Origin of the sequence: Chloroflexus sp. MS-G, assembly GCF_000735195.1 — a bacterium.
In the GTDB taxonomy this organism is placed as follows: domain Bacteria; phylum Chloroflexota; class Chloroflexia; order Chloroflexales; family Chloroflexaceae; genus Chloroflexus.
Map to the genome: position 1 here is coordinate 18,624 of NZ_JPIM01000018.1, position 21,812 is coordinate 40,435.

The 21,812-nt window shown below is 54.0% G+C and carries 18 protein-coding genes and 1 riboswitch; of the genes, 8 read left to right on the forward strand and 10 right to left on the reverse strand.

Annotation, left to right across the window (positions count from 1 at the left end):
• Positions 1–290: 290 nt before the first annotated feature.
• The 3 genes from JE47_RS0105080 to JE47_RS0105090 form a co-directional block, all read right to left on the reverse strand.
• Positions 291–2,039 carry a DUF3352 domain-containing protein gene (locus JE47_RS0105080; protein WP_031458710.1) on the reverse strand — a complete coding sequence of 583 codons (1,749 nt, stop codon included), beginning with the start codon at positions 2,037–2,039 and terminating at the stop codon, positions 291–293.
• A 181-nt stretch (positions 2,040–2,220) separates the two neighbouring features.
• Complete coding sequence (gene gyrB / locus JE47_RS0105085; RefSeq protein WP_031458711.1) at positions 2,221–4,131, reverse strand: DNA topoisomerase (ATP-hydrolyzing) subunit B; 1,911 nt, start codon at positions 4,129–4,131, stop codon at positions 2,221–2,223.
• A 40-nt stretch (positions 4,132–4,171) separates the two neighbouring features.
• Positions 4,172–5,026, reverse strand: a complete 855-nt coding sequence (locus JE47_RS0105090) for a hypothetical protein (RefSeq protein ID WP_031458712.1) — start codon at positions 5,024–5,026, stop codon at positions 4,172–4,174.
• 385 nt (positions 5,027–5,411) lie between these two features.
• On the opposite strand from JE47_RS0105090, the gene nusA reads away from it, so the two are divergent.
• From nusA to JE47_RS0105130, 8 genes are all read left to right on the forward strand, one after another.
• Positions 5,412–6,740: a transcription termination factor NusA gene (nusA, locus tag JE47_RS0105095; protein ID WP_031458713.1), complete on the forward strand. Its 1,329-nt coding sequence runs from the start codon at positions 5,412–5,414 to the stop codon at positions 6,738–6,740.
• A gap of 4 nt (positions 6,741–6,744) precedes the next feature.
• Positions 6,745–7,071: an RNase P modulator RnpM gene (gene rnpM, locus JE47_RS0105100; RefSeq protein ID WP_031458714.1), complete on the forward strand. Its 327-nt coding sequence runs from the start codon at positions 6,745–6,747 to the stop codon at positions 7,069–7,071.
• Positions 7,072–7,252: 181 nt separating this feature from the next.
• Positions 7,253–9,493 carry a translation initiation factor IF-2 gene (gene infB, locus JE47_RS0105105; protein WP_031458715.1) on the forward strand — a complete coding sequence of 747 codons (2,241 nt, stop codon included), beginning with the start codon at positions 7,253–7,255 and terminating at the stop codon, positions 9,491–9,493.
• 193 nt (positions 9,494–9,686) lie between these two features.
• Positions 9,687–10,073: a 30S ribosome-binding factor RbfA gene (gene rbfA, locus JE47_RS0105110; protein WP_031458716.1), complete on the forward strand. Its 387-nt coding sequence runs from the start codon at positions 9,687–9,689 to the stop codon at positions 10,071–10,073.
• Positions 10,060–10,683 (forward strand): class I SAM-dependent methyltransferase, encoded by a 624-nt coding sequence (locus JE47_RS0105115; RefSeq protein WP_031458717.1) that lies wholly within the window; start codon positions 10,060–10,062, stop codon positions 10,681–10,683. The genes rbfA and JE47_RS0105115 overlap by 14 nt, the downstream gene beginning before the upstream one ends.
• Positions 10,680–11,678, forward strand: coding sequence for a DHH family phosphoesterase (locus tag JE47_RS0105120; RefSeq protein WP_031458718.1), 999 nt, complete (start codon positions 10,680–10,682; stop codon positions 11,676–11,678). The genes JE47_RS0105115 and JE47_RS0105120 overlap by 4 nt, the downstream gene beginning before the upstream one ends.
• On the forward strand, positions 11,675–12,547 hold the full coding sequence (gene truB / locus JE47_RS0105125; protein WP_031458719.1) for a tRNA pseudouridine(55) synthase TruB: 873 nt from the start codon (positions 11,675–11,677) through the stop codon (positions 12,545–12,547). Before JE47_RS0105120 ends, truB begins: the two co-directional genes overlap by 4 nt.
• 29 nt (positions 12,548–12,576) lie before the next feature.
• Entirely contained in the window at positions 12,577–13,803 is a 1,227-nt protein-coding gene (locus JE47_RS0105130) for an alanyl-tRNA editing protein (RefSeq protein ID WP_031458720.1), read from the forward strand.
• Positions 13,804–13,855: 52 nt separating this feature from the next.
• Here the strand turns inward: JE47_RS0105130 and JE47_RS0105135 are convergent, their stop codons facing one another.
• The 7 genes from JE47_RS0105135 to mtnA all read right to left on the reverse strand — a co-directional run bounded on the left by JE47_RS0105135 (position 13,856) and on the right by mtnA (position 21,646).
• On the reverse strand, positions 13,856–14,704 hold the full coding sequence (locus JE47_RS0105135) for a YitT family protein (protein ID WP_031458721.1): 849 nt from the start codon (positions 14,702–14,704) through the stop codon (positions 13,856–13,858).
• Positions 14,705–14,857: 153 nt separating this feature from the next.
• Positions 14,858–16,069 (reverse strand): methionine adenosyltransferase, encoded by a 1,212-nt coding sequence (metK, locus tag JE47_RS0105140; RefSeq protein ID WP_031458722.1) that lies wholly within the window; start codon positions 16,067–16,069, stop codon positions 14,858–14,860.
• 133 nt (positions 16,070–16,202) lie between these two features.
• Positions 16,203–17,465 carry an adenosylhomocysteinase gene (gene ahcY / locus JE47_RS0105145; RefSeq protein ID WP_031458723.1) on the reverse strand — a complete coding sequence of 421 codons (1,263 nt, stop codon included), beginning with the start codon at positions 17,463–17,465 and terminating at the stop codon, positions 16,203–16,205.
• Between the two features lie 21 nt (positions 17,466–17,486).
• Positions 17,487–18,527 (reverse strand): Gfo/Idh/MocA family protein, encoded by a 1,041-nt coding sequence (locus JE47_RS0105150; RefSeq protein WP_031458724.1) that lies wholly within the window; start codon positions 18,525–18,527, stop codon positions 17,487–17,489.
• Positions 18,524–19,498, reverse strand: a complete 975-nt coding sequence (locus JE47_RS0105155) for a carbohydrate kinase family protein (RefSeq protein WP_031458725.1) — start codon at positions 19,496–19,498, stop codon at positions 18,524–18,526. The genes JE47_RS0105150 and JE47_RS0105155 overlap by 4 nt, the downstream gene beginning before the upstream one ends.
• Before the next feature lie 46 nt (positions 19,499–19,544).
• Positions 19,545–20,606: a hypothetical protein gene (locus JE47_RS0105160; RefSeq protein WP_031458726.1), complete on the reverse strand. Its 1,062-nt coding sequence runs from the start codon at positions 20,604–20,606 to the stop codon at positions 19,545–19,547.
• Positions 20,603–21,646, reverse strand: a complete 1,044-nt coding sequence (mtnA, locus tag JE47_RS0105165; RefSeq protein ID WP_031458727.1) for an S-methyl-5-thioribose-1-phosphate isomerase — start codon at positions 21,644–21,646, stop codon at positions 20,603–20,605. Before mtnA ends, JE47_RS0105160 begins: the two co-directional genes overlap by 4 nt.
• Before the next feature lie 59 nt (positions 21,647–21,705).
• A riboswitch (SAM riboswitch) is annotated at positions 21,706–21,802 on the reverse strand.
• Positions 21,803–21,812: the final 10 nt, after the last annotated feature.

Below are 21,812 nucleotides of genomic sequence, written 5' to 3' on the forward strand. Positions count from 1 at the left end.
CGTACCATTTTTCATCTACCTGTGAGCAGTGAGGTAAAGAGAGAGAAGAGGCATGATGCGAGAGAGGAGTTCCCACAGCACCTGTATCAACAGAGGTCTGCAACCAGCTATCTCGCCGGTGCGTTGATCCATCCCCATCGGCGTATGGTAGGGCAACTCCCTCATCTTCCACCTGACCCAAACGGAAAGGGGAGGTGCATTCGCCAATGAACACACCTGACGACACGGTAAAGGCGACGTATGTGTCGCCCTTACCCAATGATCCCCTACACACAAGATACGCCTGATTTTTAAGGCGTAATGCTCAAGAGAAGTGTGCCACGTGCCACACCACGATCATTGATCCCAACGGTACCACTCGTTGTCAGTGCTTGAAATGGGGACAGTCGTCGATCGAGTTCTGGATCGACATCGTTACCAAGCCGCTTGCTTAGATCGCGGACAGACTTTAAGTTTACATAAATAACACCGGCGTTTGGTGACGGCATGGCCTTGAGTGCATCGGTGTAGGTAGCAACACTCGCCAGTTTCTTTTCGGCCCCAAATGCAGCCTCCATCGCCGAACGACCCACGGCAATGACCAGATCACGACCGTTAAAGCCGTAACCGATAAAGAAATCACCCTCGGTGATTGCCTGTACCTGTGTTCGTCCAATTGAAACGTCCTCGAACGAGACCCCGATCAAGTCTTCGATGAGGGTTGTCAGCGTTCGCATCCCATCTTGAGCTGCCGACTGATCGGCTACCTGTAAAGCAAAGTAGCCACCAACCGGCAAATCAGTGCTATCGTTAGGGAGAATGGTAATAACTCCTTCACCGTGAAACCAACGAAACAGATCACGTTCCAGGTCGATATTGAGGCTACGTTCGAGATCGCGTAGGGTGTTGGTAGTATCGGGCGAAGCGGCCAGTTGATCACGTAGTTGCTGACCCCAATCGGCGGGAATAGCAAAACTGATCACACCTACCGCATCACTGCTGACGTTACCGGCGCGTTCTGGTGATACCGCCGGTCGGAATGTTTTGAGGCGTTCGCGTAACTCACCACCTAAGCGCGCCTGATCCAGAACTGCCGTTGCATCGAAGCGTAATCCATCTTCGGTCACCGCCATTGTTAGCCCAACACCGTGCATAGCCTGTCCGATTGTCACAGCATCGCGTACAAACGATGCCGTGTTGCTCAGATTGAACGCATCGATAGCGGTTTGTGACACCTGTGCAATCGTGTTCCCGGCGATGTAGATCGTACCAATGCGATCATTTGGTAAACTTTGGACGGTGGCTTGAAACGACGTATTTCGAGCCAGTGAGGTATCTGCCGGTTGCTGAATCAAGGTTGCAATTCCATCGGGCTTGTTGGCAAAGACAACCATATCGCGGGCGAGGGCAAACGCAGCAAACGCACTGTCTGGCGTATCACTCGCATAAATGGTAATGCCATTGGTTGTACTGCTGGTAAAGCGTTCACCCTTGCTCTCACGGAAGGTACGCTGTTTATCGAGAAAAGCCTGTGCTGCGCGCTGATCGCGTATACTTACAATGAGCAGGATGTTCCCTTCGCTGATCGCATCATCATTCACGGATGTTGGTGGTGTTGGGAGACCAAACGGCGAGTCCAGGTTTCCTACATTGGGATCAACAATGCGTTCAACCGGTATGCCGTATACCGCGAGGGCCATTTCAGCACCGATCCACGGCGCAATATCTTCGTTGAATGAAACCCCAAATTGCTCAGCAAGCAGATCGGATGTGGTCTGGTCGTTCTGGTAATCGAATGTTTCAGGGAAGGCACGGCGCAGGCGGTCAATGTTGGGTAAGTCGCTTAGATTGGGGGTGATCGCAGCAAAGATTTGGGTCTCGGCTGGCAGCAATTCCGGAATCCTGCTTGCACGCTGAGTAAGCAAATTAAACAGGAGAGCGCCTGCTCCAATGGCGATCAGTAATACCCCGACCGATATACCGGCAATAAGTAAGGGGAGATTACTGCGTCGTGATGACTGAGGGGTTACGGGTGGTAGCGAAAATGGATCGACCGTCATTGAATGCCTCCTCTTCGAACATGATGATCTGTGACACTATGTACGCAGGAGCGGTGTGCTAGGTTGCACGGTTGCCATCGTGATCGATGGCGAATCGTCAGGCAGCGCTCTCATTTGACATAAAAATTAAGCGAGGGTTGCCTGCCCTCGCTTTGCCAATGCGCTTGTTACCCACTCGCTGTTAAATATCTAACTCGACAACCTCGTTCGCATGGGTTTGAATAAATCGTCGTCGCGGCGGCACCAGATCACCCATTAGCATCGTGAAAGTCTCATCGGCACGGGCTGCATCTTCTAAGGTAACCTGGAGAATCACCCGATTTTGCGGGTTCATCGTCGTTTCCCAAAGCTGCTCGGCATTCATTTCACCCAAACCTTTGTAACGCTGAATCTCCACTTTTGTCCCGGGTGGCAGCTTACTCAAGTACGCATCCCGCTCGGCATCAGAATAGGTATACACCTGTTCACGGCCATGCCTGATCCGGTACAGTGGCGGCTGGGCGATAAAAAGATGTCCGTTCGTTATCAGTGGACGCATATGTCGGAAGAAGAAGGTCAGCAAGAGCGTCCGAATGTGGCTACCATCAACATCAGCATCAGTCATCAGAAAGATACGATGGTAGCGCAGCTTACTCAGGTCAAACTGATCGCCAATCGAGGTTCCGATAGCCGTAATCAACGCTCGTACTTCCGTATTCGACAGCATGCGGTCGAGCCGACTCTTTTCGACATTCAAAATCTTGCCCCGCAACGGCAGAATTGCCTGGAAACGACGGTCACGTCCCTGTTTGGCAGTGCCACCTGCGCTATCTCCCTCAACGATGTACAGCTCGCAGCGGGCCGGGTTCGGATCAGAGCAATCGGCCAGCTTTCCAGGCAATGAAAATCCTTCCATTGCACTCTTGCGAGCCGTCTCGCGCACCTTCTGCACTGCGAGCCGGGTTCGTGCAGCCGAAATAGCCTTCTCGATGATCCGGCGCGCTTCTGTGGGGTTTTCATCGAGCCAGGCACTGAACGCATCGCTAAAGACGGTAGCAACGGCACTCGCAGCTTCCGGACTCACCAACTTCTCTTTGGTTTGCGACGAAAACTGAGGGTCTTTCAGCTTAACGCTGATCACTGCCGTTAATCCCTCGCGCACATCATCGCCGGTGAGATTGCTCTCATTTTCTTTCAGTAATCCCTTCGCCCGTGCGTAATTATTGATAACGCGCGTCAGTGCGGTACGAAACCCCGACAGATGCGAACCACCGTCAACATTATTAATGTTATTGGCAAAGGTATAGACATTATCGGTGTCAAACGAGTCGGTATATTGCAATGCGATCTCCACCATCACATCGTCTACCATTCGCTCGACATAAAACGGCTGACGGTGGAGAACCGTCTTATCTTTGTTGAGGTGGCGCACATACGAAACGATCCCACCTTCAAAGTAAAAGTTAAGTTCGCGATTGGTTCGTTCATCAACGAACTTAAAGCGCAGACCCTTGTTCAGATAACTCATCTCGCGGAAGCGCTGCGCTAGCGTATCAAAATTGTAGTCGAGCGTCTGAATGATCGTGGTATCGGGCAAAAAGCGTGTGGTGGTGCCGTGGCGGTCAGTTGGTTCGAGATCAATAACATCGGTTACCGGTACGCCGGCACGATACTCCTGGTAGTAGTGACGACCATTGCGGTAGACATCAACCCGCATGTAGGCTGAAAGCGCATTTACTGCCGAGACACCAACGCCATGCAGACCAGACGAGACCTTATAGCCACCACTACCAAACTTTCCACCGGCGTGGAGTCGAGTCATAACAAGGGTGAGCGTACTGATTCCCTCTTTCGGATGGATCCCGACCGGAATCCCCGACCCATCATCGCTGACCGTCACCGAACCATCGCGGTGGATGGTCACGCTCACGCTGGTTGCCCGTCCGGCCATGACTTCATCAACCGAATTATCAACGACCTCGCGCACCATCGTGTGCAGGCCGTTAATATCGGTTGGGCCAATGTACATCCCAGGCCGCTTGCGGACAGCTTCCATGCCCTCAAGCACCTGAATCTGACTCTCATCGTAGGTTGTTGGTCGTTCACTCGTCATAGTCTGTGTACCTCGTCGTCCAACACGTTTGTGGCGCCGACTACGACAAAGCAACTGTCGCAGCGTGGGCGCGATAAAATTGCAGGCGAGCGGCACGGAGACCGCTACCGATGTAGGCGTTCCCAATAATGGCCAGCGCCAGCAAACCCGGCTGTGTTGCCAGTGCATGCCAGATTTGGGCAAATCCGACCTCGACAACGGCACAGACGGCTAGAAAGGTAGCGATTGCAAACCAGCGCTGGCGAGCAAGTTGCCAGCTTTTGCGCAGTGCCGCGACCGGTCGTTCATTGTGTAAGGTGATAATCTCTGGTGTCAGACCAAATCCTATCAGGCCAAAAATGCCCAGCAAAATCCATCCATTATAGATGAACGGTATTGTTGCAGGAATATAGAACCCGATCAACACACTTAATCCTAACAGTGGCCCAAGTACACCACCGACAATCCCGAAAAGGCCTGCCAGACGGTAGGCAACCGTCAGGCTACGTATCAGCGTAATCTTCCACGCAGGCCGTTCATTTAGCAGCATCTGGCGCAAGAGAACCATGAAACTGCTACTTAAGCTTAGTGCTATCAGATTAAGAATAACAACCGCGCTAACAAATTGGGCAACCGGGAGATAGATCGGTGGCGGCAGCATAGCTGCCGGCCCTGGCGCCAGAAAAGGGATCATATTGGTAATAAGCAATAATGTCCGTGCATCTATCGCGTGGAGGGTACCGAGCCATTGGGCGACGATACCCTGCACATCATTGGGTGGCAATGCCAGCCCAATTGCACGACCGAGCCAGAGATAGACGCTCAACCCAATCGAGAAGAGCAAAATGAAAGGCTGACGGTGGATTGCAGTATAGCCGACAGCCAATGCATCAGTTACATACAACGGTTGGCGCATGCGTTTGCTCATTCGCTCGCCGCTCATCTGCTCATTATACCACATCTTCGTGATGAACGACGTGACGATACAAACATTCGTTCGATCAGGCAGCGAAAATTCGTTCAAGAAACGTTTGCAAAAGCAGATCAGAGGTGATATACTTGACTTGTGGAGTAAGGTTGCATGAACCGTGGGTATGTGCAACCGCCTGCTTGACACTCGCTGCTGTCGAGATGAGCGACAGTCTCATCAGGCCGTTCAGGGAAGCGCGATGAACCGTCTGTGAGTACCGCTAATAAGCCGCTTCCGCTGTCAATAGGCAGTGGTTTGGCGCAGCAGTCTGCGTTGTTCGGGTGGAAAGTGGGTCATACCCACTTTTCTTATTGTCAGGCGAGTTATAGCGATGAAAAGCGATTTTTACGCAGCGATTGCTCAAATTGCATCTGAGCGCGGTATTCCAAAAGAAGCCATTATTGAGGTGATGGAGAAAGCGCTGGTAAGCGCCTACCGGCGCTTGTTAGGCCCCAATCCGCCGGCCGTTGAGGTCGTTGTGAAGCTAGATCCGATCAGTGGTGTGGCACGGGTGTACGCTGAAAAACAGGTCGTCGATGAGGTCTATGATGAGCGATTTGAGATTGATCTCGAATCGGCTCGGCGCATTAAGCCCGATGCTCAAATCGGTGAAGCGGTCTTGGTCGAGACAACGCCACGCGATTTTGGTCGAATTGCTGCGCAAACAGCCAAACAAGTTGTGTTGCAAGGAATCAAAGAGATCGAGCGCAACTACATCTATAGCGAGTTTGAAGATCGCGAAGGTGAGTTGTTGACGGCCACGGTGCAGCGGAACAACGGTCCGCGCGGCAATGTCATCCTCGAATTGGGGAAGGCCGAGGCAATTATTCCACCTAAAGAGCAGGTTGCCAACGATCGGTATTATCACGGGCAGCGCCTGAAGGTCTACCTGATGGAGGTTAAAAAAGATGAACGTGGTCCACGCTTGATCGCCTCACGGGCGCACAAGAATCTGATCCTCCGTCTGTTCGAGATGGAGGTGCCCGAAATTTACAACGGCGTCGTTGAGATCAAGTCCATTGCTCGCGAGCCGGGTTTGCGCACGAAGGTCGCTGTTGTTGCTCGACAAGAGGGGATTGATCCGGTCGGTTCGTGTGTTGGCATGCGTGGCATTCGCATTCAGAACATCGTGAATGAGCTGAATGGCGAGAAGATCGATGTGGTGCAATGGTCATCTGATCCACGAGAATACATTGCCAACGCCCTCTCACCGGCACAGGTGGTTGAAGTGCATCTGAACGATCACGAACACACTGCCCTGGTTATTGTGCCCGATAAGCAGTTGTCGCTCGCAATCGGTAAGGAAGGGCAGAATGTGCGTCTGGCAGCTAAGTTGACGGGCTGGAAGATCGATATCAAGAGTGCTTCCGCCTTGCTCGAAGAGGAACGGGCGGCGGCTGAGGCACGGGCCGAAGCTGAAGCTGAACAGATGGCGATTGAGGCTGAACTGGCGATGGCTCCGGTTGAAACACGGATTGTGCAACCAGACGGCACTATTCGCTATCGTGGTCATCGCTACGGCCCGCTCGGAAATGATCTGATTGGTGAAACGGTGCACGTGCGCGCTACATCGCAGATGATTTTTATTTACTACAATGATCGCCTGTTCGCTTCTTATATCTTGCAGGAAGGTGGACAGGCATCGCCCGATGAGGAGTAAGCTCATGGCGGCCAACCTCAAGACCGGTGGGCCACGCCCACGGCACGTACCACAACGGATGTGTATCGTCTGCCGACAAAGTGATGCCAAGCGAGCATTGATTCGTCTGGTGCGTCGTGCTGATGGGCGTGTTTCTATCGATCCAACTGGCAAGCAGCCCGGACGTGGTGCATATTTGTGCCACAATCCTGCCTGCTGGAGCCAGGCCTTGCGCCGCAATGCGATTGAGCGGGCGTTGAAGATTGCGGCGTTGCATCCCGAGGATCGGGCAGCAATCGAAGCAAGAGGACAGCAGTTCCTTCAGGAGAGGGAGTCAACGGTAGCCGAGTAGCCTGTCGCCCATGCACGTTAGCGATGGCTCGCTGTACGTAATAGACCATCAGCAATGTAATTGACCGATGTCGGTCTGCAACTGGCTCAATTGCTGCTATCGGCGCCGTTGACGTACCTGTACCTGAATAGTGAGGGAGATCAATCTTTCCAGGTTGCTCTCCTCAGAAAGGATGATGACGATGAGCGATAAACCACGACGTGATACAGGAAGTACGGGAACGGGTACCGGACGCAGCACCGGCCAGGCAGGCAATAATCGTGTCGCTACCGGCTCACCTAATACCAGTACCGGACGCAATCCGAATGCGTCGTCAGGTACCGGTCGTTCGGCAGGGAATCAGTCTACCGGAAGTGGCCGGCCTGCGACATCTGGTCGTAATCAAACCACGCCGGTAGCTCAGCGCAGTACACCGGCTACCGGCGCCGGAAAAACCGGTGGAGCGGCGAATGCCCGTAACACAACGACACCACCTGCTCGCGGTGCTCCAACCCCAGCGGCTGGACGCGGGAGCAACAATGCCCGTGGCCGTAATCAGAATGCACAGTCGGCCCGTGGCCGTCAACAACCTGAAGAACGTGAGCGCGATCATGTGTTGCGCCGTCCACCAACGCCAGCAACACCGCGACCGGTGGTTCGTCCTCGTGGGCCAGTAGCTTTACCACCCGTGATGACGGTACGTGAACTCTCTGAAGCCACTGGGATTGGTGCTGCCGATATTCTGAAGGCGATGCTCAAAGGAGGAATACTGGCCAATATCAACCAGCAGATCGACTACGAGACGGCGGCGCTGATCATGGCCGATTTTGGAGTTGAGACGACTGAAATTGTACCCGAACGAATGGCGGGTATTGTTGAAAACATCAAAGAAGTTTTGAAAGCGCAACCCCCCGAAGAGATGCGTCCGCGACCGCCGGTAGTGACGATTATGGGTCACGTTGACCACGGCAAGACAAAGCTGCTCGATGCGATTCGCTCGACACGGGTGGCTGAAGGTGAGGCCGGTGGCATTACACAGCATATCGGTGCGTACCAGGTTGAGGTTAATCATCGGAAGATCACCTTTCTCGATACACCAGGACACGAGGCGTTTACCGCTATGCGTGCTCGTGGCGCCCAGGTGACTGATATTGTGGTGCTGGTGGTTGCGGCTGATGATGGCGTAAAACCGCAGACCGAAGAGGCGATTGCCCACGTGAAAGCCGCCGGGGTGCCTATGATCGTAGCGATTAATAAAATTGATCTACCGACGGCTAACCCTGATCGGATCAAGCAGCAGTTGGCAAATGTTGGTGTGATTGTTGAAGAGTACGGTGGAAATGTGCCTTGCGTGCATGTTTCGGCACGCCAGAAAATCAATATCGATGGCCTGTTGGAGATGATCTTGCTGGTAGCCGATCTTGAAGACCTGCGCGCTAATCCGAATGCTCCGGCAGTCGGCACTATCATCGAAGCAAAGCTTGACAAGAGCCGTGGGCCGGTCGCAACGGTGCTGATCCAGAACGGAACCCTTCATCTTGAGGATAATGTGCTGGTCGGGTGTGTCGCCGGTAAGATTAAGTCGATGTTTAGCGATAGCGGCAAACGCCTCCGCAATGCTGAACCTTCAACACCGGTGGAAATTGTTGGCCTAGAAGGTGTACCGCAGGCCGGTGACATTTTGCAGGTGATGGACGATCTGGTCGTGGCACGTGAAATTGCCTTGCAGCGTCAGCGGCAGCAGCGAGCTGAAGCGATGGCCGCGACGGTTCGTGGCACCAGCCTCGAAGAGCTGTTTGGTAAGGTGAAACAGGGACAGGTGAAAGAACTGAACTTGATCCTGAAAGCTGATGTGCAAGGATCGCTTGATGCTATTGCACACCTGATCGAGCAGTTGAACCAGTCTCAGCAGGCGGTGCAGACCCGGATCATCCACCGTGGGGTTGGCGCTATTACCGAGGGAGATGTCAATCTTGCCCTGGCCAGTCATGCGATCATCATCGGTTTCAATGCCCGCCCCGATCCGGCCGCCCGTCGTCATGCCGAGCAGCATGGGGTTGATATTCGCTTCTACAACATCATCTATCAGTTGCAAGATGATTTGAAGAAGGCAATGGCCGGTATGCTGGCGCCAACCGTTAAAGAGGTGGTTGAAGGCTATGCCGAGGTGCGCAATACGTTCCGATTACCAACCCGCGAGGTCGTGGCCGGTGTCTATGTGACCGATGGTAAAGTGACACGCACCGGTCAGAATGTGCGCGTCTTGCGCCGTGGTGTGGTGATCCACGATGGTAAGATTTCGTCACTGAAACGCTTTAAGGACGATGTGCGTGAGGTGACGGCTGGCTATGAGTGTGGTCTGATTGTTGAAGGCTTTAACGATATTGAGATCGGTGATGCGCTGGAGTTCTATCGTCAGGAGACGGTCGCAGCGTCACTCTAAGCTCTGGTACGACTGTTGTGCGTTTAACGTTGTGCCTGTACTCTGAACGTTGCATACCCCGTCTGGGTTGGTTTGTAAACCTGCCCTGCGGGGTGTGCAACGATGTTGCGAGTCCTTGATTACCTCCTTTCTCTTCACATCAGGCGTTGACGCCTGTTTCACAGGTCATAAAGTAAAGAAAGCGAGTAACCCTATGGCAAAACAACGATTACAACAAGTTGCCGATACGATGCAACGTATTCTCGGCGAAGTGATACAGAAAGAATTGAAAGATCCGCGCGTTGGTTTTGCCACAGTGACCGGAGTCGAAGTGAGTGCCGATCTTCAGCACGCAAAGGTTCGTATTTCGGTGATGGGTTCGCCGGAAGAACGTGAGGCGACAATGGCAGTTTTACAGCGAGCACGTGGCTTTTTGCGGAAGCGAATTGCTGAAGAGATGGGATATATGCGGTTTATTCCCGAACTTCACCTCATTCAGGATACGTCGCTCGATTACACCATGCATATTGATGAAGTGTTCCGTGCAATTCAGCAAGAACGGCTGATCAATCCACCAAAGATTGATGATGAACAGCAATGACGCTCCCTTCGATCCGTATTACAAGAAGCGGATTATGTATACACTGCGCGGTCAGCAGTTTCTATTCGATGTTGGGCATACGATCTTTTCATCGTTTCAGGTCGATGAAGGTACCGATCTCCTTTTGCGTCTGATTGAACCGTCATCGCCTGATCCACAGCGGATTCTCGATCTCGGTTGTGGCTGTGGTGTGATCGGCATCTGCCTGGCCCGTCGTTTTCCGCAAGCGGAAGTGACGCTGGTTGATAAAGATCTGCTGGCAGTACGATACGCTCGCCACAATGCAGTTCTGAACGCAACATCGAATGTTACAGTCCTTGGGAGCGTTGGCCTGAGCGATGCCCCTCCTGGCCCTTACGACTTGATCGTCTCGAACATTCCGGCTAAAATCGGCGACTACGCCATCGAACACGAATTTGTTCTGGCACCATTACGTCATCTGCGACCTGGTGGGGAATACTGGTTTGTCGTCGTAAGCGGTCTCAATCATCTGATCCCTCGTCTTGGCCCGCGACATAATCTACGTCTCAAAGAGATAAAGAAGCGCGCTGGTCATTCTGTCTATCGAATTGTGCTGCCAGCCGCTCCCATTGCGACAGGAGGACTATGATTTTGACTCAGCCTCTGCAAGCGGTTGAACCGATCCGCAGCATAGTGGCCCAGGCGCAACGGATTCTTGTCTTGAGCCATGTTAACCCAGATGGTGACGCCATCGGGTCAATGCTGGCTACCGTGCATGTGTTGCGTGAACTTGGCAAAGATGTTATCGCTCTGGCTCCCTCTGCGCCAATTGATTATTGTACGGTCTTACCCGGCTTTGCCGATCTTCAGGTTTACCAGTCAGGTTCACCACTTCCGGAGTGTGATCTGATTTGGATGGTCGATGTAGCTCATCTCTCACGTGCCGGCTTGATTTATGATGAGCATGAGGCGTTCCTCCGTTCCAAACCGCTCATTATCGTCGATCACCACGCAACAAATGATGGCGGCGGTGCGGTGAGTGTCATCCAGCCACAAGCTGCTGCGTGTGCAGAGGTGTTATTTGATCTGTTCACCGCTCTCGCCTGGCCTGTTTCGCCTGCAGCGGCAACCTGTTTGTATCTGGGCATCCTTACCGATACGCAGGGATTTCAAATTCCAAGTGTAGCGCCGGCGACATTCCGCCGTGCGGCTGCGCTGCTCGAAGCAGGTGCCGATAAGCAGCGTGTGGTCGATGCCGTTTTTTTCTCGATCCCGCCTTCGACATTGCGCTTAACCGGTATGGCGATGTCGCAGTTGCAGCATGAAGATGGTATCTTCTGGACGATCGTTTCGCAAGAGATGTTACGTGCAGCACAAGCCGATGAGTCGGCAACGGATGATACAATCTCCCGTTTGCAGCGAGTGGCCGGGATGCGGGCCTGTGTGCTCTTTCGCGAACGCCCCGATGGTACGGTAAAGATTAGTCTGCGTTCGGTTCCCAGTATTGATGTCGCCGCCGTTGCTCAACGCTGGGGAGGGGGTGGTCATCGTCAGGCGGCAGGGGCAACGCTGGCGATGAGTCTCGAAGCAGCAGTAGCTGAAGTCTTACCGGTATTACGCCAGGCTGTGCAGAGCAATCTATGACGGAGTTGGTTGGATTTCTGGTTATCGATAAGCCCGCAGGTTTCACGTCGCACGATGTAGTAGCGCACATCCGGCGACTGGTCGGCAAAACGGTGAAGGTTGGTCATGCCGGCACACTCGATCCATCGGCAACAGGTGTGCTTCCGATTGCCCTTAGCAGTGCGACGCGCCTGATCGATCAGTTGGTCGATGCCAGGAAAGGGTACCTTGGTGTGGTGCGGCTGGGCGTGCAAACGACTACCGATGATCGTGAAGGTGAGCCAATGGTCACCAGACCGGTACCGGACATCACCGTCGCCGAGCTTGAGGCCGTGTTGGCCCAATTCCGTGGCACGATTGTTCAACAACCACCGGTCTTTTCGGCGCTCCACGTAGACGGACAGCGGGCATACACCTTAGCTCGGGCCGGTGCTGAGATCACGTTAGCGGCGCGACCGGTACGCATTGATCAGCTTATGCTCGTGTCGTATGATCCACCTGATCTCGTGATCGCAGTCGAATGTGGTAAAGGAGTCTACATTCGTGCGCTGGCTCGCGATATTGGAACCGCGCTGGGTTGTGGTGGACATCTCGCGGCGTTGCAGCGTACTTTCGTGGGACCATTTCGGCTCGAACAGGCCATTCCACTTGCAGAGTTGACCGATCGTGCATCGGTGATCAGACATCTCGTTCCGCCTGACATTGTATTATCAGATTGGCCTCTGCTCCAACTCAGCGCAGCGGAAGCGAGCAGAGTACGCAACGGGATGGCTATTCCGGCTGGCAACCTCGACGCAACGCGGGCGCGGGCCCACGATCCCACCGGCAAACTTATTGCATTACTCCACCGTGACGGTGCGTACTGGCGACCGGTTAAGGTGTTTAACTAAGACTTACGCTTATCGACCGATATTCACCTATGGATGCAACCACTCGCCTTTACTACGATGATCCTTACTTGACCACGTTTACCGCACAGGTGATTGCCATCGCCGAGCATGCTGGCCGACCGGCTATCGCACTTGATCGCAGTGCCTTTTATCCGGCAGGTGGTGGTCAGCCGTCCGATCAGGGTTGGCTGGAAGTCGCTCCAGCATCTGACCATCGTTGGTCAGTTATTGATGTGCAGAGTGATAACGGCGTTGTCTGGCATATTCTCTCTGCAAGTGAACCGCTCCCCGCTCTTGGTACAACTGTTACCGGTCAGATCAACTGGGCACGCCGCTTCGATCATATGCAGCAACACTGTGGGCAACATATTTTGACGGCGGCATTTATTGCCACGTGTCAGGCAGTAACGGTTTCATTCCATCTGAGCGAGCGGAGCGTTACCATCGATCTCGATGTCATCAACCTGAATGAAGATCAGGTTCAGGCTGCCGAAGCCTGGGCCAATCAAGCTGTCTGGGCTAATCTGCCCATCTATGCTCGCTTCGTTAGCCCGACTGAGCTGACACAGATTCCACTACGCAAACCGCCGACGGTCAGTGACTCTGTGCGTGTCGTTAGCATTGGTAACATCGACCATTCGGCTTGTGGCGGAACACACCCGGCGCGCACTGGTGAGGTTGGGGCGATTGTTGTGACAGGTTGGTCACGGCAACGTGGCATGACCAGAGTTGAATTTCTATGTGGTGGACGGGTGATCACTGCTCTGCACGAGCGCGATCGAGCGATCCGGTCTGCCGCGTCGGCTCTGAGTGTGGGATGGGCTGAATTACCGGCGGCAGTCAGTCGTCTACAAGAGACACTCCAAGGGCTACAACGCGAATTGACCCAAACTCGTCGTGAACTTGATGCGTTACGGGCTGCGCAGTGGTATGCTCAGACACCACCTGTCAATGGACGGCGCGTGGTAACAGCGACGCTGCCCGATGCTGACCTTGAACGGCTACGTACCATTGCCGGCTTCATCGCGGAACTGCCGGGTGGCATTGCCATTGTTGCCGGCGGCACCGAACGCGCTCAGGTAGTAGTGGCTTGTGCCAGTGATACTGCTGTCGATGCTCGTGAAATTCTGGCAGTAGGAATGAAAGTGCTGGGTGGACGTGGTGGTGGTCATGCCCGCATGGCACAAGGCGGGGGTGGTCAGATGTCACTCCTTGCCACCGCCATAGCGGCGATGATGGAACGGGCAGCTTTATGAATAGGAGGGGCGGGTTTCTGGCCCGCCCTACGATAGCTGGTTGTTGCTGAACTTACGTTGATCGACTAAACCCCTCACCCAGAACCTCTTCAACCTCACCGATAATCACAAATGCCGCGGGGTCAATCGTATTGACCAGGTTTTTCAATGCACCGATTTCAGTTCGAGCAACTGCGCAGAGCAGCACGGCTCGTGTGGCTCCGGTATAACCACCGATGGCTTCGAGTTGGGTGATCCCTCGTCCAAGCTGGTGCAAGACAGCCTGCCGGATCGGATCGGGTGACGAAGTAATAATCAGGGCTTGACGTGCTCCCTTCCCGGCTGCCAACACGGTATCGATTGCTCGACTCGCGGTAAATGCTACCAGAAGCGCATACATGATCTTCTCGGGGCCGTAGCTAAAGAGTGCTGCGGTAAAGACCAGCGTATCGAAACCGAGCAGACTACGTCCGGGTTGTACGCCAAAGCGCCGTTCGATCAGGCGCGCCAGAATATCACTGCCGCCGGTCGTCCCGCGTGCCCGCAAAACCAGCCCGATCCCGACTCCGTCAATGACCCCGCCGTATAGACTATAGAGAAGCGGGTCGTTAGTGATTGGCCGGGCGAATGATGCCAGAGCATCAATGGCGAGTGACATCACTGTGACGGTGTAGAAGGTTCGGATGCCAAAGACAGTCCCTCCCAAATAGCGCCAGCCCGCGATCAAGAGTGGAATGTTCAGAATCAGCACCACAATGCCAACTGGTGTACCAACAAAGGTGTTGAGCAGTTGCGCAACACCTGTGACTCCGCCGGTCACAACTTGATTGGGCACCAAAAAAAAGCGCACCGCCGTTGCGCTTAGCAAAGCACCAATGGTGAGTAGAGCATAGTCAGCGAAAACGTGCACAACCCGTCGCATATCGTTAGCTCCAGTGTCTAGAAGGTCAGATGTGTGAACGTAATGCTCTGTAATAGTATCGATTACTGGGCATGAGTTCAAGATGTAGTTTATAGCACATTAATAGGGGCGGGTTTATGTCCCGCCCCTATGCGCTGGATCGTCTCATCCCCATTATAAACCGGCGGCACGACGCAGCTCTTCCACCCGATTGGTACGCTCCCAGGGCAGATCAATATCAGTACGGCCAAAATGACCACCGGCTGCCGTCTTACGGTAAATCGGACGACGCAAGTCGAGATCGCGGATGATGGCACCTGGACGAAGATCAAACACCTCGTTCACCGCTTTCAGAATGACCTCATCTGGTACGGTAGCGGTGCCAAAGGTCTCGACGCTAAGTGACAATGGACGGGCAACGCCAATAGCGTAGCTGACTTGCAGCTCGACCCGACGGGCAAGACCGGCAGCAACAATGTTCTTTGCCACCCAGCGGCAGGCGTAGGCCGCACTACGGTCGACCTTTGATGGGTCTTTCCCGCTGAATGCACCACCACCGTGACGGGCAACCCCACCGTAAGTATCAACGATAATCTTGCGTCCGGTCAGACCACTATCACCCATTGGCCCACCGATCACAAACCGTCCGGTCGGATTAATGAATATCTTGGTTTGTGCGTCAAGCCAGTTCTCAGGAATCTCGGTCTTGATCACGTGCTCAATCAGATCGGCGCGAATTTGCTCTTGTGTCACATCCGGTGCGTGCTGACTACTGATCAGAACAGTGTCGACGCGCACCGGTTTGCCATAGCTGTACTCGACAGTAACCTGCGACTTTGCATCAGGCCGCAGATACGGCAGTGTGCCGTCTTTACGTACTCGTTCGAGACGCCGGATCAGGCGATGGGCCAGCGCGATACTGGCCGGCATGAGTTCGGGGGTTTCATCACAGGCAAATCCGAACATCATGCCTTGATCGCCAGCACCGACTGCTTCGACATCATCGTTCATTGCTCCGATCTTAGCTTCGAGCGCTTTATCGACCCCCATGGCGATGTCAGGAGATTGGCCATGGATCGCAACCATCACACCGCATGTATCTGCATCAAATCCATAGTCGGCGCTGGTGTAACCGATCTCTTTAACCGTGCGTCGGACGATCTCCTCAATTGGGATGTAACCACGTTCGTAAGTTACTTCACCTAATACCACGATCAAACCCGTCGTTGTCGCCGTCTCTACTGCAACTCGTGCCTTCGGATCGTGGCTCAGAAAGGCATCAAGAATAGCGTCACTGATCTGATCGCACATTTTGTCAGGGTGGCCTTCGCTCACACTTTCGCTGGTGAAGTAGAAGCGCGGCGAGTTCATGAAGGTGCTTGACATAGTCAACCTCTGTCATTGTCTAAAACTTGCCCAAATCGGTTCGTAAATCGTTGATACGCCGTTGGCTCCGCACCTGTGAGCATGGACAGGTGGCGTGATGATCAAACGTTTCACGCCACCTGCTACGTGAGTACTACGTACCTTCTTGCCACGAGTTGAGATACGCTTCCTGTTCAGGGGTCAGTGTATCGATGCGGATTCCCATCGCGGCCAGTTTCAGCGACGCGATCTCGCGATCCAACTCTTTTGGCAGTGCATGCACGCCAACCGGCAATTTTCCATGATTACGCAGCAGGAATTCGCTGGCCAGTGCCTGATTGGCAAAACTCATATCCATAACCGCGCTCGGATGCCCTTCGGCGCTGGCCAGATTGATTAGACGGCCTTCGCCAAGCAAGTTGATCGCTCGTCCATCGCGCAGAATGTATTGCTCGACGAACGCACGTGGCTGACGTTTCTCAACACTCATTGCCTCTAGCGCCGGGATGTTGATTTCGACATTGAAATGACCGCTATTCGCGATCACGCAGCCATCTTTCATAACAGCGAAGGCGTTGCTGTCGATCACATGTTTGTTTCCGGTTGCGGTAACGATGAAATCAGCCTGTCGCGCTGCCTCTTCCATCGGCATCACGCGGAATCCATCCATAACCGCTTCCAGGGCCTTCACCGGATCAATCTCGGTAACAATAACGTTTGCGCCCAGGCCACGTGCGCGTTCGGCGATTCCCCGTGAGCACCAACCGTAGCCGGCCACAACGAACGTCTTTCCGGCGAGCAAGATATTGGTAGCGCGGATGATGCCATCGAGCGTGCTCTGGCCCGTGCCGTAGCGATTATCAAACATGTGCTTGGTATCGCTATCGTTTACGGCGATCACCGGAAAGGGAAGAACACCCTCGCGTGCCATGGCCTTCAGCCGAATAACACCGGTCGTTGTCTCTTCAGTACTACCAACCATGTGAGGAATCAGATCAGGCCGATCTTTTAGTACACCGGTCACGAGATCGGCGCCGTCGTCCATCGTCAGTTGTGGATTGTGATCGAGTGCCGCCCGGATGTGGCGGTAGTACACGTCGTTGCTCTCGCCTTTGATCGCAAAGACCGGAATCTCTTCGTAGGCTACTAATGCGGCGGCCACGTCATCCTGTGTGCTGAGCGGATTGGATGCAACCAGGACGACATCGGCTCCGCCGGCAGCCAGGGTACGCATCAGATTGGCAGTTTCAGTGGTTACGTGCAGACAGGCGCTGATGCGCAAGCCGGCCAGGGGCCGTTCGCGCGCAAACCGTTCGCGGATCAAGCGCAGAACTGGCATCTCCTTTTCTGCCCATTCGATCCGCTTGCGACCCTGTTCGGCCAGGTTAATATCTTTGATGTCGTAGCTTACGGTCATAGCGGGTATTCTCTCCTTTTTCTAATGAACAAGCGACATTCCCACCGGCCATTCCGGCGTGATCGTCGGCTTGTGGATCACCGTATGAGATGCAGTAACAGCGCTCGTCAGTAGCGCTTCCATTGTAGCCAGGTTATCGAGTGATTCGGTTAACGGCATCGCACCGACCGAAGGAATGGGGACTGTACTGTTTGCTAGAGCAGCGAACCCTTCTGCTTCGAGGCGAAATTGATCGGCTGGCGGGATCGTCAATGTTTCTACTAATACATGCCTGCGACCACGCGCAACCGTAACCGTGGTTGCCAGATCGGGGGTCGGGTTAAACGGACGGTCAAGGTGAATCCAACCGGCATCACCGATGATCTCCACCCGCTGATTCCATGCGTTCTGGAAACTACACGTCACCACTGCACCATGATCGGCAGCAAAGCGGAGCAGGCCGCTCACACTCAGGTCAACCGTTTCACCGGCAACGAAGGCCGTAGCTTGCTGTGGGCAAACGCCAAACGCCATTCGTGCATAACTCAGCGGATAGCAACCTATATCGTACAGAGCACCGCCACCCAATTCAGCATTCAGGCGGATATTTGTGGCATCATCAAGCAGAAAGGCAAAACTCCCTCGCACCTGTTTCACTTCCCCAATAACACCATCGGCCAACAATTGTTGGACGGTGATCGTTTGGGGATGGAAGCGATACATAAATGCTTCCATCAAGAGCCGACGATTGGCCTGCGCAGCGGCTACCATTGCCAGACCATCGGCGAGGGAAGTTGCCATTGGCTTTTCGCATAAGACATGTTTACCGGCCTGCAAAGCGGCAATTGACCATTGAGCGTGCAGACTATTCGGTAGAGCGTTGTAAACAGCCTCCACTTCAGGATCGTTGAGTAATGCAGCGTAATCACCGTAGGCACGGGAAATGCCGAATTCGCTAGCGAAAGCAGCAGCACGATCAGCATCGCGTGCCGCAATGGCAACAATCTGCTCTGTTGACGAATGAGCCAGTGCGTTGGCGAAGCGACGGGCAATGCGACCGGCGCTCAAGATACCCCACCTCATGCAGCCTCCTGAAGTGACAGTGCGGCGAGTGGTAGATCGTGACCGAACGCAGTTCGGTAGCGATGAGCGAATTCTTGCAAGGTAAAGCGATGCTCCTGGCAACCCCGCTCCTCAATTGCATACGCTGCACAAAGAGCCGCAATTCGTCCGGTGATTTCGAGCGGTAACTGCCGGGCCAGACCAAAGGCAATACCGGCCAAATACGCATCACCGGCGCCGGTTGGATCGCGTACTTCTTTTACCGGCGCGATTGGAATTGTGGCAGCAAGTTGACCGGCAACGTATATCTGTGATCCTTCGCTACCGCGAGTCACAACCGTGATCGGAGCCTGGGCAATCAATTCCGCTTCACTGATACCGAGGCACTTTGCCATCATCCCGAACTCGTAATCATTACTGATCAAAAGACGTGCCCCTTTTATGCCAATCATCAGTAGATCGGCATCAAGACGCGGCGTCTGCTTTCCGGGGTCGAAGATATAGGGGACACCCATCTGCTGACACTCAAGTGCAAAGCGGCGCATTGCCTCTGGACTGGTAGGCGAGATTAACACGAGATCGTTGGCTGTCAAACCACGATGTAGAAGAGAATTGTGATGATCGTGCCCCATTGCTCCGGCATAGAACGCAACGATCTGGTTATTTGCCTGATCGGTATTAATAAAGCACGAGGAAGTAAACTCGTGCTCGACGATCATAATTCCACTGGTATCAACTCCACATGCTTCGAGCATTGCCCGGTATCCGTCAAAATCGTGACCGGCTGCTCCAACAATCAAGGGCCGTTCACCGAGCAGAGCGAGATTGTAGGCGATATTCCCGGCCACCCCACCGCGCAATTTACGCATCGAGTCTACCAGAAAACTGACTGAAATGATATGCGCTTTGTCGGTGAGCATAAAATCTTTAAAATAGCCAGGAAAATCCATAATGTAATCAAATGCAAGTGACCCGGTAACCACGATTTTCACGGTGTTTTCTCCTTGCCTGGCCTGCAATCAACAGGTTAGGCCCTATCTAAGTAGTCCTCGAATCCAGATTCTGTTGAAGTAACTGTACTGTTTCGAGACAAAGGTCTAATGCTCGCTCGGCATGATCAGGACTCATATAGCTTAAACTGCCAGTAAATGAGAGGAATGATTGCTGTTGGACCAAGGTCATCGGCAGGCCAGTAGCTGCTGCAACCCGTTGCATTGCCTGCACAACCTGATCGCACAGCCCGGCAGCCTGGACACTGTTCAGCACTCTGGGTTCAGTTGGGACGATTCCCCAAGCCAGACAGCCACCATCGGTCAAAAACTCGGCCAGCTCTGTTGCAGTGTGCAGGAGGAGATCGATTTGTTCGATCACATGAAAGCCTATCACATCCACCGGCAGGTGCAAAAGTTCTGACCAGTGTACACGACCTCTCAGAAACAGACCACAATGAGCAGGGAGATCGGCGAGAAACCGACTGAGCAGATCAAGTCCCTCTTCCCAGGTCAGTGGACACAGTGGAGTCAAGAGTGCATCAAGGAAGGGTTCCTCAATCATTGCCAGCCGATGAGAGGCGTAGCCCTGCAACTGCTGGTGATGCCACCATACTCGTAAACTACAAAGTTGGAGTAACACCTCTCGCCATGCCGGTTCATAGGCCAGCGGGCGTTCTTGATCATCGGTCAGCGCCAGACTCAGACTAACCGGACCAATCGTTTCGTACTTCAACACAAGCGGTTGCCGTTCTTCGGCATTTAAGCGGCGTAACAGCTCGTCCAACACCGTCACAGCCGGGCCGCTCAGCGCTGCAAATTGGGCCTCACTGCGCAGGTAGGCCAGACTAACCCGGTTGGCCTCACGCTCCAGAGTTTCCTGTTCGACCGTCAGCCGGTCACGTTCGACATCGATCTGAAGGCCTGGCAACCCTTGTGCTGCCAGCGCAAATGGCGTATCGGCCAATGTTCGCGGCGGTGGTAACGGACAGGCTGGCGTCTGTGGCAGGTACCGGCAAATGAACTGGGCTACCACGCCCGGATTCGTGTGGGGAAGACCACCGCGTAAGAGTGGCTGACAAGCCGGCACAAGCGAACCCAACCCACTCATTGCTTACTCTCAAGCTGACGCAGTGCAGCCACGAATGGTGGACGCACAACGCCCCGTTCAGTAATGATAGCCGTAATCAATTCGTGGGGCGTGACATCGAACGCCGGATGCGCGGCAGGGACACCATCGGGAGCAATCGCAACTCCGGCAATACGGGTTACTTCGTTGGGGTCACGCTCTTCGATAGGAATGTCGGCACCGCTGGCAGTGTTGAGATCAATGGTAGAGTAAGGGGCAGCAACGTAAAACGGAATATTATGATAACGGGCAAGAATCGCTAATCCATACGTGCCAATTTTATTTGCCACATCACCGTTAGCTGCAATCCGGTCGGCGCCAACAATCACACAGTCTATTTGACCACGCTGCATCATAAAGGCGGCCATATTGTCAGTAATCAACGTTTGGGGGATACCGGCTTGGAGCAATTCCCAGGCTGTCAGCCGTGCTCCTTGCAAGAAGGGCCGCGTCTCATCGACAAAGACGTGAATAGGGCGACCCTGCGCAAATGCCGTGCGGATTGGGGCGAGGGCTGTGCCATAACCAGCGGTAGCCAGGCCACCGGCGTTGCAATGAGTGAGAACATGTCCGCGTGGTGGAATCAGTGGTGCGCCATGATCGCCGATGGCATGGCACATTGCCAGATCCTCGGCAAAGATCGCTTCGGCCTCCGCCAGAAGCGCTGTCTTCATCATGGTGACATCTTCGTTCAACAGCGCATGAGCCTGGCGCACCATCCGGCTGGTTGCCCAGGCTAGATTAACAGCGGTTGGTCGCTGGGCATCAAGGGTGCGTTTAGCCTGTTCTAATTCGGTCAGCAACGCAGCAGGCGTATTCGCATTGCTACGCTGGGCAACCAAAGCCATCCCATAGGCAGCAGTGCAGCCGATTGCCGGTGCACCGCGTACCTGCATGCTCCGAATGGCAAAGGCCACTGCATCCAGGTCGGTGCAGCGCACGACTTCAACAATGTGCGGTAATTTACGCTGATCGATCAGACAAACGGCGTTGTCTTCCCACCAGACAGTGCGGAGTTCCATAGGCGTCGTAATTAAGATGGAGCCACTCGCACGGCGAGAGGCTCCGATAAACTTCGTTCCTCTCATCTTTCGGCAATTGCCGCTGGATTTGGCACCTTCCCCGCAGGGGGTTGCCGGGCGTCATCGGGCCAGTCCCTCAGCCCATCTCGATGAGCATCTGAAGTTC